Annotated in this window: 18 protein-coding genes; 14 read left to right on the forward strand and 4 right to left on the reverse strand. The window is 40.7% G+C overall.

Annotation, left to right across the window (positions count from 1 at the left end; all coding sequences use genetic code 11):
* The first annotated feature begins 26 nt into the window (after nucleotides 1-26).
* Complete coding sequence (manA, locus tag SMSK564_RS03870; RefSeq protein WP_001294314.1) at nucleotides 27-977, forward strand: mannose-6-phosphate isomerase, class I; 951 nt, start codon at nucleotides 27-29, stop codon at nucleotides 975-977.
* A gap of 39 nt (nucleotides 978-1016) precedes the next feature.
* Here the strand turns inward: manA and SMSK564_RS03875 are convergent, their stop codons facing one another.
* Nucleotides 1017-2357 carry a sodium-dependent transporter gene (locus SMSK564_RS03875; protein WP_004236087.1) on the reverse strand — a complete coding sequence of 447 codons (1341 nt, stop codon included), beginning with the start codon at nucleotides 2355-2357 and terminating at the stop codon, nucleotides 1017-1019.
* A 248-nt stretch (nucleotides 2358-2605) separates the two neighbouring features.
* Here SMSK564_RS03875 and SMSK564_RS03880 point away from each other — a divergent pair, with 248 nt between their 5' ends.
* Nucleotides 2606-3346, forward strand: a complete 741-nt coding sequence (locus SMSK564_RS03880; protein WP_000274771.1) for a MerR family transcriptional regulator — start codon at nucleotides 2606-2608, stop codon at nucleotides 3344-3346.
* Nucleotides 3347-3387: 41 nt separating this feature from the next.
* Here SMSK564_RS03880 and SMSK564_RS03885 read toward each other — a convergent pair whose 3' ends face one another.
* The 3 genes from SMSK564_RS03885 to SMSK564_RS03895 are packed head-to-tail and all read right to left on the reverse strand — an operon-like array spanning nucleotide 3388 to nucleotide 6033.
* Nucleotides 3388-3909, reverse strand: a complete 522-nt coding sequence (locus tag SMSK564_RS03885) for a DUF1697 domain-containing protein (protein WP_000400048.1) — start codon at nucleotides 3907-3909, stop codon at nucleotides 3388-3390.
* 48 nt (nucleotides 3910-3957) lie between these two features.
* Nucleotides 3958-5130: an aminoacetone oxidase gene (gene aao / locus SMSK564_RS03890; protein ID WP_000680049.1), complete on the reverse strand. Its 1173-nt coding sequence runs from the start codon at nucleotides 5128-5130 to the stop codon at nucleotides 3958-3960.
* A gap of 57 nt (nucleotides 5131-5187) precedes the next feature.
* Nucleotides 5188-6033 carry a DegV family protein gene (locus tag SMSK564_RS03895; RefSeq protein WP_000219924.1) on the reverse strand — a complete coding sequence of 282 codons (846 nt, stop codon included), beginning with the start codon at nucleotides 6031-6033 and terminating at the stop codon, nucleotides 5188-5190.
* Between the two features lie 124 nt (nucleotides 6034-6157).
* On the opposite strand from SMSK564_RS03895, the gene SMSK564_RS03900 reads away from it, so the two are divergent.
* The 12 genes from SMSK564_RS03900 to prfB all read left to right on the forward strand — a co-directional run bounded on the left by SMSK564_RS03900 (nucleotide 6158) and on the right by prfB (nucleotide 15968).
* Nucleotides 6158-6715 (forward strand): TetR/AcrR family transcriptional regulator, encoded by a 558-nt coding sequence (locus tag SMSK564_RS03900; RefSeq protein WP_000004136.1) that lies wholly within the window; start codon nucleotides 6158-6160, stop codon nucleotides 6713-6715.
* Nucleotides 6716-6733: 18 nt separating this feature from the next.
* The gene (locus tag SMSK564_RS03905) at nucleotides 6734-7201 is read left to right on the forward strand and encodes a deoxycytidylate deaminase (RefSeq protein WP_000136978.1); all 468 of its coding nucleotides are present in this window, start codon (nucleotides 6734-6736) and stop codon (nucleotides 7199-7201) included.
* Between the two features lie 88 nt (nucleotides 7202-7289).
* The gene (upp, locus tag SMSK564_RS03910; RefSeq protein WP_000515974.1) at nucleotides 7290-7919 is read left to right on the forward strand and encodes a uracil phosphoribosyltransferase; all 630 of its coding nucleotides are present in this window, start codon (nucleotides 7290-7292) and stop codon (nucleotides 7917-7919) included.
* Between the two features lie 172 nt (nucleotides 7920-8091).
* Nucleotides 8092-8682, forward strand: coding sequence for an ATP-dependent Clp protease proteolytic subunit ClpP (clpP, locus tag SMSK564_RS03915; RefSeq protein WP_000613475.1), 591 nt, complete (start codon nucleotides 8092-8094; stop codon nucleotides 8680-8682).
* Nucleotides 8683-8760: 78 nt separating this feature from the next.
* Nucleotides 8761-9048 (forward strand): YlbG family protein, encoded by a 288-nt coding sequence (locus SMSK564_RS03920; RefSeq protein ID WP_000462125.1) that lies wholly within the window; start codon nucleotides 8761-8763, stop codon nucleotides 9046-9048.
* A gap of 67 nt (nucleotides 9049-9115) precedes the next feature.
* Nucleotides 9116-10276 (forward strand): ABC transporter substrate-binding protein, encoded by a 1161-nt coding sequence (locus SMSK564_RS03925; RefSeq protein WP_000726119.1) that lies wholly within the window; start codon nucleotides 9116-9118, stop codon nucleotides 10274-10276.
* Between the two features lie 115 nt (nucleotides 10277-10391).
* Nucleotides 10392-11261 (forward strand): branched-chain amino acid ABC transporter permease, encoded by an 870-nt coding sequence (locus tag SMSK564_RS03930; RefSeq protein ID WP_000941427.1) that lies wholly within the window; start codon nucleotides 10392-10394, stop codon nucleotides 11259-11261.
* Between the two features lie 3 nt (nucleotides 11262-11264).
* A complete protein-coding gene (locus tag SMSK564_RS03935; RefSeq protein WP_000662279.1) occupies nucleotides 11265-12221 on the forward strand; it encodes a branched-chain amino acid ABC transporter permease in 957 nt (318 codons plus the stop codon).
* Nucleotides 12221-12985 carry an ABC transporter ATP-binding protein gene (locus tag SMSK564_RS03940; protein ID WP_001185997.1) on the forward strand — a complete coding sequence of 255 codons (765 nt, stop codon included), beginning with the start codon at nucleotides 12221-12223 and terminating at the stop codon, nucleotides 12983-12985. The genes SMSK564_RS03935 and SMSK564_RS03940 overlap by 1 nt, the downstream gene beginning before the upstream one ends.
* A complete protein-coding gene (locus SMSK564_RS03945; RefSeq protein ID WP_000062200.1) occupies nucleotides 12985-13695 on the forward strand; it encodes an ABC transporter ATP-binding protein in 711 nt (236 codons plus the stop codon). Before SMSK564_RS03940 ends, SMSK564_RS03945 begins: the two co-directional genes overlap by 1 nt.
* A gap of 413 nt (nucleotides 13696-14108) precedes the next feature.
* Complete coding sequence (locus SMSK564_RS03950; protein WP_000268660.1) at nucleotides 14109-14765, forward strand: CBS domain-containing protein; 657 nt, start codon at nucleotides 14109-14111, stop codon at nucleotides 14763-14765.
* A gap of 107 nt (nucleotides 14766-14872) precedes the next feature.
* Nucleotides 14873-15968, forward strand: a protein-coding gene (gene prfB / locus SMSK564_RS03955; protein ID WP_100104218.1) for a peptide chain release factor 2 whose coding sequence is annotated in 2 segments (ribosomal slippage) — nucleotides 14873-14944 and nucleotides 14946-15968 — 1095 coding nt in all. Because the reading frame shifts where the segments join, the coding sequence is not laid out codon by codon here.
* Nucleotides 15969-15977 lie beyond the last annotated feature (9 nt).

The following is a 15977-nucleotide window of genomic DNA, read 5'->3' on the forward strand; positions in this document are numbered from 1 at the left end:
GGAGAAAAATCAGACAGGAGAATAAGATGTCAGAACCATTATTTTTACAATCAGTTATGCAAGAAAAAATTTGGGGTGGTACCAAGCTACGTGATGAGTTTGGTTATGACATCCCAAGTGAAAAAATCGGAGAATATTGGGCCATCTCAGCCTATCCAAATGGTGTCTCTACAGTTGCTAATGGTTGTTTTGAGGGAACAGACCTAGCTACTTTGTATGCAGAGCACCGTGAATTATTTGGCAATCGTCCAGAACCTGTATTTCCGCTTTTGACAAAGATTCTGGATGCCAACGACTGGCTCAGCGTCCAAGTTCACCCAGACGATGCTTATGGACTAGAGCATGAAGGCGAACTAGGAAAAACAGAATGCTGGTACATCATCGCTGCGGATGAAGGTTCAGAGATTATCTACGGCCACAATGCCAAGTCAAAAGAAGAACTCCGCCAGCAAATTGAGGATAAGAACTGGGATGCCTTGCTTACCAAAGTGCCTGTTAAGGCTGGAGATTTCTTCTATGTTCCAAGTGGCACCATGCATGCTATCGGAGCAGGCATCTTGATTCTTGAAACCCAACAGTCTAGCGATACCACCTATCGCGTCTATGACTTTGACCGCAAGGACGACAAGGGCAACTTGCGTGAACTTCACCTTGAAAAATCTATCGATGTTTTAAACATTGGAGAGCCTGCAAATAGCCGTCCTGTAACTGTTAAAGCAGATGATTTGCGTTCAACTTTACTTGTCTCTAATGATTTTTTCGCAGTTTACAAGTGGGAAATTACTGGAAAAGTTGACTTCGAAAGGACAGCTGATTACAGCTTGTTTAGTGTCTTGGCTGGTCAAGGTCAAGGTCAGCTTACTGTTGATGGAAAAAACTATCCAATCCAAAAAGGTAGCCATTTTATCCTACCTAGTGATGTTGATGTTTGGACCTTAGAAGGACATGGTTTGGAATTGATTGTTAGTCATCCATAAAAAGAAAGGACCTGAGTTCACTACTCAAGTCCTTTTTGATTACATAAATTGGGCGATGAAGACCACGATGATGATGATTGGAATGACGAAACGAAGAAGGAAGAGCCAGACTTGGAAAAGTCCCTGTTTCCATGCTGTTTCATCAAGGTGTAGTTCCTCCATGGCAAGAGCCTTTTTGAAAATGTAGCCTGTAAAGAGTGAAAGGCAGAGAGCTCCAAATGGCATAAGAAGATTAGAAACCAAGAAATCCATAGCGTCAAAGAAGGTCTTCCCAAAAATGTGAACATCTGCCATAACACCGTAAGACAGGGCTGAAGGAATTCCAAAGATAAAGGTCGAGATTCCTAAAATCGCACTCCACTTAGCACGCTTGCTGTTATCCTGATTAGTGATATTTCCGACATTGATTTCCAGCATCACGACAGAAGAAGTGACTGTCGCAAAGAGAAAGAGCAAGAGGAAGAGGATGTAGAAAATGGTTCCAAAAGGCATCTTGTCAAAGAGTTGAGGCAAGACGATAAAGAGCAAGCTCGGTCCCCCTTCAGACTGGATATTGAAGGCTGACATGGCTGGGAAAATGGCTAGACCTGCCATGATGGATACTGAAATGTTCATGGCTACAATGGAAATCCCTGACTGGACCAGATTGGTTTTCTTGTCCAAGTAAGAAGCATAGGTCAGCATGGCTGTAACCCCTAGTGAGAGGGCGAAGAAAGATTGTCCCAGAGCATAGAGGAGACCAGCACTAGTCAGTTTTGAAAAGTCTGGTTTTAGGAAGTAAAGAACCCCTTCCATGGCATTTGGTAAACTGAGAGAACGACCGATGATGACGACAAAGATGATAAAGAGCAGAGGCATCATGACCTTTGAAGCTCTTTCAATACCTTTTTGAACCCCACGTGATACAATAAAGATATTCAACAGGATAAAGGCTGCTTGAGCTCCTAGGGCAATGGTTGGATTTGAAATGATCGAAGTAAATAACTGAGCATAATCACCTGTTCCACTATGTTGGAACAATTTTCCAAACTCAATGCCTAGATAGACTAAAATCCATCCTCCGATAACACTGTAAAACGATAAGAGGATAAAGAGGGCAAAGGCACCAATCCAACCGATAAAGTTGTATTTGCTATTCTTTCCTAGTTTTCCAAAGGTTTTAATCCCAGAGACACCAGCGCTTCGGCCGAGGGCAAATTCAGCAAGGAGAAGTGGGAAACCGATTAAAATAGTGGAAACGAGAAAGACCAGTAAAAATCCTCCTCCACCGTTAGCAGCAGTCATATAGGGGAATTTCCAAACTGCTCCAAGTCCGATGGCTGAACCAGCAGATGCGAGGATAAAGCCCAGTTTAGAACCCCATTGCGATTTTTCAGACATAGTTAAACTCCTAAAATTAATGTTACAAAAGAAAAAGCTACTGCCCTTGGCAACTAGCCTCATAAGTACTCAAAATGAGCCTTTCTTTTGATTGATAGACTTGACTATCCTATCATGTTTTCTAAGGTCTGTCAAGAAAACCATTTTCAGGATTTTAGACCTTTCTTTAACAGTTTAAAAAATCTCACAAAAAATGCTTGACTCTGACCTAAGGGGAGGGGTTATACTATTAGTGTAAGGAGGGAATCATGTACCATATAAAAGAAGCTGCCCAGCTTTCAGGTGTCTCTGTCAAGACCCTGCACCACTACGACAAGATAGGCCTTCTGGTCCCTTTAAAGTCAGAAAACGGCTATCGAACCTACAGTCAAGAGGATTTGGAACGCCTTCAGGTCATTCTTTACTACAAATATCTAGGTTTTTCTTTAGAAAAAATAGCAGAGCTATTAAAGGAAGAAAGGGAAGATTTATTGCCTCATTTGACCAGGCAGTTGGACTATTTGACTCGAGAAAGGGAACATCTGGATACCTTGATTTCAACCTTGCAAAAAACCATTCAAGAACAAAAAGGAGAAAGAGAAATGAGCATTCAAGAGAAATTCGCTGGATTTAACTACCAAGACCATCAAAAATACCACCAAGAGGCGGTAGAGAAATATGGACAAGAAGTCATGGACCAGGCCCTCGAGCGTCAAAAAGGTCACGAAGATGAGGCTACGGTTGCCTTTAACCAAGTTTTTCAAGCTTTGTCACAAAATCTTCAAGCTGGTTTACCTGCAACAGCAATTGAAAACCAAGAGCAAGCAGCCAAGCTCTTGCAAGCCATTCGTACTTATGGATTTGATTGTTCTGTTGAGGTCTTCGGATATATCGGCAAGGGCTACGTCTATAATCCAGAATTTAAGGAAAATATTGACAAATTTGGACCTGGTACAGCCCAGTACACATCAGATGTCATTGCTCACTATGTCCAAACTCAGACAAAATAAAATCGGAGGAGTATTCTTCCGATTTTTACTAAATTCAAGCACTACTTGCTTAATAATTTTTCTACTACATTTAGTTTTCGCATTGTCAAATCTACATTAAAAAGCTTTTCAAGATAGTTGGTATGGAGCTTTTTGTGTTTTGCAGTTCTAGGGAGATAGAGGTAAAGACAATAGTTACCAATACAAATTTCTTCTTCACCGTAATCAATTTTCAATTTTTCTAGAGGGAGACTTTGAATAGATCCTTGATAAAAAATCACGTGTACACGGTCATAAAGATAGTCTTCTCCAAACGGGTTCTCAAGAACAATCTCTTCAAGATCGTTCTTATTCTTGATTACCATTTTTAAATCAGCACCAATTTTTTCCTTTATTAGAGTATGAACCTGTTCTCGTATTTCTTCTAAATCTAAATCACTTTCAAGAATGATATTCCCACTTTGAATATAGGTTCGAACTTGTTGAAAACCGGCTTCTGTTAAGATATCTACTAGATAAGACATTTTAGGGATAGCATTTTTTCCATTAGGAGTAACTCCCCTTAACAAGATAATATGTTCCAAAGGACTTCCTTTCTTTTGGGGCTGATTTAGCCATTAAATAATTCAGATTTAGATTGGGTTTGATCCCGCCACCCAACCAGTACAGAGGGCAGAAGTGATGTTAAACCCACCCGTGTGGGCATTGATATCCAGTACCTCACCAGCAAAGTGGAGGCCAGGTACCAGCTTACTTTCCAGAGTTTTGGGATTGATTTCCTTGAGACTGACGCCCCCTTTGGTAACAAAGGACTTGGCAAGGGACATTTTTCCGGTCACAGGGATTTTGAGTGCATTGATAGACTGGAGAAGTTGTTCGCGTTCTTTTTCAGTCAACTGTTTGACTTTTTCAGGATAGCCTTGCACAAAAAATTCTGCCAAGCGTTCTGGTAACAAGGTTTTTAAGGCATTTTTTAGAGCTTTTTCTCGATTTTCTTCTAAAAATACAACTAAGTCCTCCTCAGAAAGATGAGGCAAGACATCTAGTGAAAGGATTTCGCCACCCTTGACAAAACTTGACATACGCAGAGCAGCAGGGCCTGACAAACCAAAGTGGGTAAAGAGTAAATCGTGAGTGATGATATGCTTGCCATAACATAGGGTCACATCGTCCAATGAAATTCCCTGCAAGGCCTTGTGTGGAAAATCTGTCAATAAAGGACTTTCAGCGGCCTCAAGCTCGGTAATGGTATGTTTGAAATGACGGGCAATCTCGTGACCAAAACCAGTCGAACCAGTCGAAGGATAGGATTTTCCACCAGTTGTGACAATCAGTTTATCACAAGTGAAGATTTGGTCAGCTGATTTAAGAACAAATTGGTCATCCACCTTTTTAACCGAAACAATCTCGGTTTGAGTAGCGACTTGACCGCCTAGCTCAGTAATTTTCTTTTCCAAAGCCTCGATTATAGTTCGTGATTTGTCGCTGGCCGGAAAGACGCGCCCGTGGTCTTCGACTTTAAGTTTAACCCCATTTTTCGTAAAAAAGTTAATGATATCATGGTTATCAAATTGGGAGAAGACACTGTAGAGAAAGCGCCCATTTCCAGGGATGCCAGCTAGCAGGTCGTCCAAGCTACCATTGTTGGTCACATTGCAACGTCCACCACCAGTCCCAGCTAATTTTTTTCCAAGTTTCCGATTTTTTTCGATAAGGAGGGTTTTCTGTCCATAAAAGCTACTGGAAATCGTAGCCATCATACCAGCAGGTCCTCCACCGATGACAATAGTATCAAAATGTTTCATAGCTCTATTGTACCACAAAAAACAAGAGATGATGGTCACCTCTTGTCAAGAATGCAATTAATCAATTTCATATCCCATCAGCAAACCACCATCTTCTGCATAAAAACTGCAGAGACCAGATGTTGGGATAATTTTAATATCTGCTTGTGGGAAGGTTTCGCGAATTCGCTCTGAGAGCTGTTGGCAACATTTCTCGTTATTGCGTTGGGCCATGATAATACGTCCACCAGCATATCCAGCTTTTACTAACTCATCATAGGCAGCTTGAACTGATTTCTTTGGTCCTCGTGCTTTCTGTAGTAGTTCGAGAGTTCCGGTTTCACTAGCTTCTCCAACCATACGGATGTTGAGAAGGCCAACGACTGTACCGATAAGCTTACTCAAACGGCCGTTCTTCACCAAGTTATCTACTTTGGCTAGGACAAAGAGCAACTTGGTTTTTTCTTGATAAGCAGTGATAGCTTCAACGACTTCTTCAAAAGATAGACCCTGGTCAATAAAGTCATTTAATTTTTCTATGAGCAAGTCAACTTCCCCACCAGCAGACAAACTATCAATTACATGAATTTTAGTATCAGGATGTTCTTCAAGATAAATATTCTTGGCTAGTTGAGCACTATTGTGGCTGCCAGAAAGAGTACCAGTGATGGTTACCAAGAAAATGTTTTTGGCACCTTCAAATGCTCGCAAATAATCATCTGGGCTTGGACAAGCTGATTTTGAAGCTTCTGCAGTTGCATACATGGTTTCCATCATTTGATCAATGTCAAGACTGGCATCATCAACAAAGACCTGATCAGCTACTTGAATGGTTAAGGGAACACTTACAAAGGTCGTGTCAATAGCTGGTGTTGCTAGCTGACGATAATCACAACCAGAGTCAGCAATAATCTTCCAAGTCATAGAAATTCTCCATCTTTGTCAGTTATACATTGACAAAGGTTCTGTCTTTTTTTACAATTATATCATGAAAGCCCTTGAAACAAAAGCCTCATCCGTCTGTTGTGACAAGTAGAAAGAAAATGTTATGTCTGAACGTAGAATCTCTGAAAAGTCTCTTGAAAATCTCAGAAAATCAAACCAAGAATCCAATTTATTAACTAGAGAAGCCATCGAAACAGCCCTCTTGCAACTCTTGGAAAAAAAGGACTTGACCAAGATTAGTATTTCTGAATTGGTCAAACGTGCAGGCGTTTCTCGTGCGGCCTTTTATCGCAATTATGATTCCAAAGAGGAGATTTTAGAAAGCGTCTTTAAACGAACTGTCCACAATATTATGGAACAGTTGCATCATTATGATTTAAAGACAGACCTTTATCTGGTCTGGGTTCACCTTTTCCGGGAGGCCAGAAAGGAAGCCAGAGTGATTCAACTGGCCTTAGATTACCATCTGGAAAAAATCTTTGTCCAAGCCATGCAGGAGTTTCTGGAAAAATACCATGGAAAATCAAAAGGTGTCAGCTCTTATCTTCATTCCTTCTGGAGCTCGGCCATCGTCTCTGTCCTTCTAAAGTGGATCAAGGATGGCATGAAGGTACCTGCTGAAAAGATAGCGGATTTACGGTTACCATTTTTTAAAAAATAGAGAAAAAGGAGAAGAGATATGACTGAAAAAAGACTAGCATGGGATGAGTATTTTGCAGCCCAAGCCCTACTAATTGCTAATCGTTCCACTTGTAAACGCGCTAAAGTGGGTGCGATTCTAGTAAAGGATAATAAGGTAATTTCCACAGGTTATAATGGTTCGGTGTCAGGGACTGAGCATTGTATTGATCACGAATGTCTGGTTATTGAAGGCCACTGTGTTCGAACTCTTCACGCTGAGGTTAATGCCATTCTCCAAGGTGCAGAACGTGGTGTTCCTAAAGGCTTTACAGCCTATGTGACGCATTTTCCTTGTCTCAACTGTACCAAACAATTGCTTCAGGTCGGTTGCAAGCGCGTGGTTTATATCAACCAGTATCGAATGGATGACTATGCCCAATACCTTTATCAAGAAAAAGGGACAGAATTGACCCATCTACCACTTGAGACCGTACAGGTAGCTCTTAAAGAAGCAAATTTAATGTAAAAATTATCAAAAATAAATGGCTTAGAAAGATTTTTAAACCATTTTTTGGTATAATAAGAAGAATAAATTGAAAGAAGGAATTCCAAAAATGGGAAAAATTGAAGTTATTAATCATCCACTGATTCAACACAAATTGTCAATCTTGCGTCGTACAGATACTTCTACAAAAGCTTTTCGTGAGCTAGTAGATGAGATTGCAATGTTGATGGGGTATGAAGTACTTCGTGATCTTCCACTAGAAGATGTGGAAATCGAAACACCAATTACAAAAACAGTTCAAAAACAATTGGCAGGTAAGAAATTGGCCATCGTTCCAATCTTGCGTGCAGGTATCGGGATGGTCGATGGGCTCTTGAGCTTGGTTCCAGCTGCTAAGGTTGGTCACATCGGTATGTACCGTGATGAAGAAACGCTTCAACCAGTTGAGTACTTGGTGAAATTGCCTGAAGATATTGATCAACGTCAAATTTTTGTTGTAGACCCAATGTTGGCAACAGGTGGCTCAGCAATCTTGGCTGTTGATTCTCTTAAAAAACGTGGCGCATCAAATATCAAATTTGTCTGCCTTGTATCTGCTCCAGAAGGTGTTAAAGCCCTTCAAGAAGCTCATCCAGATGTAGAAATCTTTACAGCAGCCTTGGATGAACGTTTGAACGAACACGGTTATATCGTTCCAGGTCTTGGAGATGCTGGGGACCGCTTGTTCGGTACAAAATAAAATTAAAAAGAGATTGACTTGGAAAAGAAGTTCCAGTCACGAAAGGAGGTTGAATTTTTGTTTCTGTCTAATGAAAACAGAGCAAAAATTTGACCTTTTTTGACCTAGATATTATAATAGTCTTATCTTCAGTCATTTGACCAACAAAATTAAAACTCAAAAGGAGAAATGAATGATTCCTGTAGTTATTGAACAAACAAGCCGTGGAGAACGTTCCTACGATATTTACTCACGTCTTCTCAAAGACCGCATCATTATGCTGACTGGTCCAGTTGAAGACAACATGGCCAACTCTGTTATTGCCCAATTGCTTTTCTTGGATGCCCAAGATAGTACAAAAGATATTTACCTTTATGTCAATACACCTGGTGGTTCCGTTTCAGCTGGTTTGGCAATCGTTGATACCATGAACTTTATTAAGGCAGATGTCCAAACCATTGTTATGGGAATGGCTGCATCTATGGGGACGGTCATCGCATCAAGTGGAGCAAAAGGCAAACGTTTCATGCTTCCAAATGCTGAATACATGATCCACCAACCGATGGGTGGTACAGGTGGTGGTACCCAACAAACTGATATGGCGATCGCTGCAGAACACTTACTTAAAACTCGTAATACCTTGGAAAAAATCTTGGCTGAAAATTCAGGTCAGTCAATCGAAAAAGTCCATGCAGATGCAGAACGCGATAACTGGATGAGTGCTCAAGAAACACTTGAATATGGCTTTATTGATGAAATCATGGCCAACAATTCATTGAACTAATAATCAAAGGAGGCAAACTCGACTGGGTTTGCTTTTTTTGGTATAATAGGGAGAGATTTCTTAGAAAGAGGATTTATCATGTTTGAAAAAGTCAATCGATCTGGCTTGATTATCTATCTTTACTATAATCGTGATGCCAAAAAACTGCAGGATTATGGAGATATTACCTATCATTCCAAGAAACATCGTTACTTACAGCTTTATGTTCCAACTCAAGAAGTGGAGCAATTGGTCGGGCGCTTGAGCAAGGAAAAGTTTATCAAAAAAGTCAGAGTTTGTCATATCCAAGAGCTGGAAACACCCTTTGTGGGCAATCTTCATCGAGAGGAAAACGTTATCATCGAAAAAGTTCAAGAAAAGTGTTGACAATTTTCTGATAATTCGGTATATTCTTAACATGCTATTTATTTAAGAAATAAGGAGACAAAAAAAGATGAAGAAAAAATTTGCCCTATCGTTTGTGGCGCTTGCAAGTGTAGCACTTCTTGCAGCCTGTGGAGAAGTGAAGTCTGGAGCGTCAAACGCTGCTGGTAACTCAGTAGAGGAAAAGACAATCAAAATCGGATTTAACTTCGAGGAAACTGGTGCTGTAGCAGCCTACGGTACATCTGAACAAAAAGGTGCCCAACTTGCCGTTGATGAAATCAATGCAGCAGGTGGTATCGATGGAAAACAAATCGAAGTAGTTGATAAAGATAACAAGTCTGAAACAGCAGAGGCTGCTTCAGTAACAACTAACCTTGTAACCCAATCTAAAGTATCAGCAATCGTAGGACCTGCGACATCTGGTGCAACTGCAGCTGCGGTAGCGAACGCTACAAAAGCAGGTGTTCCATTGATTTCACCAAGTGCGACTCAAGATGGATTGACTAAAGGTCAAGATTACCTCTTTATCGGAACTTTCCAAGATAGCTTCCAAGGAAAAATTATCTCAAACTATGTTTCTGAAAAATTGCAAGCTAAGAAAGTTGTTCTTTACACTGACAATGCCAGTGACTATGCTAAAGGTATTGCCAAAGCCTTCCGTGAAGCTTATAAAGGTGAAATCGTTGCAGATGAAACTTTCGTAGCAGGTGACACAGACTTCCAAGCAGCCCTTACAAAAATGAAAGGGAAAGACTTTGATGCTATCATCGTCCCAGGTTACTACACTGAAGCTGGTAAAATTGTAAACCAAGCGCGTGGTATGGGAATTGACAAACCAATCGTTGGTGGTGATGGATTCAACGGTGAAGAGTTTGTACAACAAGCAACTGCTGAAAAAGCATCAAACATCTACTTTATCTCAGGCTTCTCAACTACTGTAGAAGTTTCAGCTAAAGCAAAAGCTTTCCTTGATGCTTACCGTGCTAAGTACAATGAAGAGCCTTCAACATTTGCAGCCTTGGCTTATGACTCAGTTCACCTTGTAGCAAATGCAGCAAAAGGTGCTAAAAACTCAGGTGAAATCAAGGATAACCTTGCTAAAACAAAAGACTTTGAAGGTGTAACTGGTCAAACAAGCTTCGATGCAGACCACAACACAGTCAAAACTGCTTACATGATGACCATGAACAATGGTAAGGTTGAAGCAGCAGAAGTTGTAAAACCATAATAGAAAATGTTGAAATAGGGAATGAGACTCGGACTCACTCCCTGTTTCGATGTTTAAGAACCTATCAAAAAGTGAGGGGAAACCCTCGGAATTATAAATAGAAAGAGTGAATCTTATGCTCCAACAACTAGTAAATGGTTTGATTCTAGGTAGTGTTTATGCGCTATTAGCCCTAGGATATACCATGGTTTACGGAATTATCAAGCTCATCAACTTCGCCCACGGTGATATTTATATGATGGGAGCCTTTATCGGTTATTTCTTGATTAATTCTTTCCAAATGAATTTCTTTGTAGCGCTTATTGTAGCTATGCTAGCGACGGCCATTCTTGGTGTCGTGATTGAGTTCCTTGCTTACCGACCTTTACGTCACTCTACTCGTATTGCTGTTTTGATTACAGCTATTGGGGTTTCCTTCCTATTGGAGTATGGCATGGTCTATCTGGTTGGTGCCAATACCCGTGCCTTCCCTCAAGCGATTCAAACAGTTCGCTATGATTTGGGACCGGTTAGCCTAACAAACGTGCAGTTAATGATTTTGGCCATTTCCTTGATTTTGATGATTTTGTTACAAGTCATTGTCCAAAAGACTAAGATGGGGAAAGCCATGCGTGCGGTATCCGTAGATAGCGATGCAGCTCAATTGATGGGGATCAATGTAAACCGTACTATCAGCTTTACCTTCGCTTTGGGTTCAGCTCTTGCGGGTGCGGCTGGTGTTCTGATTGCCCTCTATTATAACTCTCTTGAGCCTTTGATGGGGGTTACTCCAGGTCTTAAGTCTTTCGTTGCCGCAGTACTTGGTGGTATCGGAATCATTCCTGGTGCGGCTCTGGGTGGTTTTGTGATTGGTCTATTGGAAACCTTTGCGACAGCCTTTGGAATGTCAGACTTCCGTGATGCCATTGTTTATGGAATCTTGTTGTTGATCTTGATTGTTCGCCCAGCTGGTATCCTTGGTAAAAATGTGAAAGAGAAGGTGTAAACGATGAAAGAAAATTTAAAAGTTAATATTCTATGGTTACTCCTTTTGTTAGCTGGCTATGGCTTGATTAGTGTACTGGTTTCAATCGGAGTACTCAATCTATTCTATGTACAGATTTTACAACAAATTGGAATTAATATTATTTTGGCTGTTGGCCTTAACTTAATCGTTGGTTTTTCAGGACAATTTTCACTTGGTCATGCTGGTTTCATGGCGATTGGTGCCTATGCCGCTGCTATTATTGGATCTAAATCACCAACCTACGGTGCCTTCTTTGGAGCTATGATTGTAGGGGCTTTACTTTCAGGGGCAGTTGCCTTGCTTGTCGGAATTCCAACCTTACGCTTGAAGGGGGACTATCTTGCGGTAGCGACTCTTGGTGTTTCTGAAATTATCCGTATCTTTATCATCAATGGTGGAAGCCTTACAAATGGTGCAGCAGGTATCTTGGGAATTCCTAACTTTACAACTTGGCAAATGGTTTACTTCTTTGTCGTGATCACAACCATTGCAACATTGAACTTCTTGCGTAGTCCAATTGGTCGTTCAACCCTCTCCGTTCGTGAGGATGAAATTGCTGCTGAGTCAGTTGGGGTTAATACGACTAAAATTAAAATTATCGCTTTTGTCTTTGGTGCTATTACTGCAAGTATTGCAGGGTCACTTCAGGCAGGATTTATCGGTTCAGTTGTACCGAAAGATTACACCTTCATCAACTCAATCAACGTTTTGATTATTGTTGTCTTTGGTGGACTTGGTTCCATTACAGGTGCCATCGTTTCAGCTATTGTTTTGGGAATTTTGAATATGCTTCTCCAAGATGTTGCTAGTGTGCGTATGATTATTTACGCTTTGGCCTTGGTATTGGTAATGATTTTCAGACCAGGTGGACTCCTTGGAACATGGGAATTGAGTCTATCACGTTTCTTTAAAAAATCTAAGAAGGAGGAACAAAACTAATGGCATTACTTGAAGTAAAACAGTTAACCAAACATTTTGGCGGTCTAACAGCTGTTGGAGATGTGACTCTTGAATTGAACGAAGGGGAACTGGTTGGACTAATCGGTCCAAACGGAGCTGGGAAAACCACTCTTTTCAACCTCTTGACGGGTGTTTATGAACCAAGCGAGGGAACAGTGACCCTAGATGGTCACCTTTTAAATGGGAAGTCACCTTATAAGATTGCTTCTTTGGGACTTGGACGTACTTTTCAAAATATCCGTCTTTTTAAAGATTTAACCGTTTTGGACAATGTTTTGATTGCCTTTGGCAACCATCACAAACAACATGTTTTTGCTAGTTTCTTACGCCTACCAGCTTTTTACAAGAGTGAAAAAGAATTAAAGGCTAAGGCTTTGGAATTGCTTAAAATCTTTGATTTAGATGGTGATGCAGAAACGCTTGCTAAAAATCTTGCCTACGGACAACAACGTCGTTTGGAAATTGTTCGTGCCCTCGCTACGGAACCTAAAATTCTCTTCTTAGATGAACCAGCAGCAGGTATGAACCCACAGGAAACAGCTGAATTGACTGAGTTAATTCGTCGTATCAAAGATGAATTTAAGATTACGATCATGCTGATTGAACACGATATGAATCTGGTCATGGAAGTAACAGAACGTATCTACGTACTTGAATATGGTCGTTTGATTGCTCAGGGAACTCCAGACGAAATTAAGACCAATAAACGCGTTATCGAAGCTTATTTAGGAGGTGAAGCCTAATGTCTATGTTAAAAGTTGATAATCTTTCTGTACATTACGGTATGATCCAAGCAGTCCGTGATGTAAGCTTTGAAGTGAATGAAGGAGAAGTTGTTTCCCTTATCGGTGCCAATGGTGCAGGTAAGACAACCATTCTCCGTACCTTGTCTGGTTTGGTTAGACCGAGTTCAGGAAAGATTGAGTTTTTAGGTCAAGAAATCCAAAAAATGCCGGCTCAGAAAATCGTGGCAGGTGGTCTTTCGCAAGTTCCAGAAGGACGCCACGTCTTTCCTGGCTTGACTGTTATGGAAAATCTTGAAATGGGAGCTTTCTTAAAGAAAAATCGTGAAGAAAATCAAGCTAACTTGAAGAAGGTCTTTTCACGCTTCCCACGTCTTGAAGAACGCAAGAACCAGGACGCAGCCACTCTTTCAGGAGGAGAACAACAAATGCTTGCCATGGGACGCGCTCTTATGTCAACACCAAAACTTCTTCTTTTAGATGAACCATCAATGGGACTTGCCCCAATCTTTATCCAAGAGATTTTTGATATCATTCAAGACATCCAGAAACAAGGAACAACCGTCCTCTTGATTGAACAAAATGCCAATAAAGCACTCGCAATCTCTGACCGAGGTTATGTACTGGAAACAGGAAAAATCGTCCTATCAGGAACAGGAAAAGAACTCGCCTCATCAGAAGAAGTCAGAAAAGCATATCTAGGTGGTTAAAAAGGTCCGGGGGACCTTTTTAATCGGTGGATAGAGATTGCGAAGCAATCATCCGAATCCAGTGGATTGTTTTAGTCGGTGGATAGAGATTGCGAAGCAATCATCCGAATCCAGTGGATTGTTTTAGTCGGTGGATGAGGATTACGAAGTAATCATCATTATAGTCCGGGGGACCTTTTTAGTCGGTGAATAGAGATTGCGAAGCAATTCTCATCTGCACTGGAAGGTTAGCTTCTGATAATTGAAATAAAATCGAATGAAGCGTATCTACCCTTCATTCACAGAGCTCGATTTTAGAGCTCTTTTTGCTAGCTTATTCATACTTTTCTGAATTTTGAAAAAGAAATGTAAGCGTTTGATAGATTTGCAAAAAGATTGTATAATAGGGATAAGCATAGAAAAGGAGAAGTCTCATGGCAGTTAAAGATTTTATGACCCGCAAGGTAGTTTATATTAGTCCAGATACAACAGTATCTCATGCAGCAGATTTAATGAGAGAGCAAGGATTGCACCGCTTGCCTGTTATCGAAAATGATCAATTGGTTGGTTTGGTGACTGAGGGAACCATTGCCCAAGCTAGTCCATCCAAGGCAACAAGTCTTTCTATCTATGAGATGAATTATCTTCTAAATAAGACAAAAGTAAAAGATGTCATGATTCGTGATGTTGTCACTGTCTCAGGCTATGCTAGTCTAGAAGATGCAACTTATCTGATGTTGAAAAACAAGATTGGTATTCTTCCTGTCGTAGATAACCATCAAGTCTATGGGGTTATTACAGATCGTGACGTTTTCCAAGCCTTTCTTGAAATTGCTGGTTACGGTGAAGAAGGAATTCGTGTGCGCTTTGTTACAGAAGATGAAGTTGGTGTCCTCGGAAAGATTGTTTCTTTGATTGCAGAAGAAAATTTGAATATCTCTCATACAGTAAATATTCCGCGTAAAGATGGTAAGGTGATCATCGAAGTTCAAATCGATGGATCAATTGATTTACCAGCCTTGAAAGAAAAATTTGAATCAGAGAATATTCAAGTAGAAGAGATTACTCGTACTTCAGCAAAAGTCTTGTAAGAAGGGAAGCCGAAAGGCTTCTTTTTTCATGAAAAGAGGAGTAGAGCAAAAGATGGAAAGAAATGATAAAATATGCTATAATGAAATGATGTAAAAAAGGAGTATTTATGGACATTTCAGTAATCCGTCAGAAAATTGACGCAAATCGTGAAAAATTAGCTTCTTTCAGGGGGTCTCTTTGACCTAGAAGGTCTAGAGGAAGAGATTGCCATCTTGGAAAACAAGATGACAGAACCTGATTTTTGGAACGATAATATCGCGGCCCAAAAAACGTCGCAAGAATTAAATGAATTAAAAAACACCTATAATACCTTCCATAAGATGGAAGAGTTGCAGGATGAAGTTGAAATTTTATTGGACTTTTTGGCAGAAGACGAGTCGGTTCAAGAAGAACTGGTAGCGCAGTTAGCCGAACTTGATAAGATGATGACCAGCTATGAGATGACTCTACTCTTGTCAGAACCTTATGACCACAACAATGCCATCTTGGAAATCCATCCAGGTTCTGGTGGTACAGAGGCTCAGGACTGGGGTGATATGTTGCTGCGTATGTATACTCGCTATGGCAATGCTAAAGGTTTTAAAGTAGAAGTATTGGATTATCAAGCAGGTGATGAGGCTGGTATTAAGTCGGTGACCTTATCATTTGAAGGGCCTAATGCCTATGGTCTTCTCAAGTCAGAAATGGGAGTTCACCGTTTGGTGCGAATTTCGCCGTTTGACTCTGCTAAACGTCGCCATACCTCTTTCACATCTGTAGAAGTGATGCCAGAATTGGATGATACTATTGAAGTGGAAATCCGTGAAGATGATATCAAGATGGATACCTTCCGTTCAGGTGGTGCCGGTGGACAAAACGTCAACAAGGTTTCAACAGGTGTGCGTCTGACCCACATTCCAACTGGAATTGTTGTCCAGTCAACAGTGGATCGTACCCAGTATGGAAATAGAGATCGAGCTATGAAGATGTTGCAGGCTAAGCTCTATCAAATGGAGCAAGAGAAGAAAGCTGCGGAGGTAGATTCCCTAAAGGGTGAGAAAAAAGAAATCACATGGGGAAGCCAAATCCGTTCTTATGTCTTCACGCCTTATACTATGGTAAAAGATCACCGAACTAGCTTTGAGGTTGCTCAGGTAGATAAGGTTATGGATGGGGACCTAGATGGTTTTATCGATGCCTATCTCAAGTGGCGAATTAGCTAATATAGAAAG

It is taken from the genome of Streptococcus mitis SK564 (assembly GCF_000148525.1).
Classification (GTDB): Bacteria; Bacillota; Bacilli; order Lactobacillales; family Streptococcaceae; genus Streptococcus; species Streptococcus mitis_H.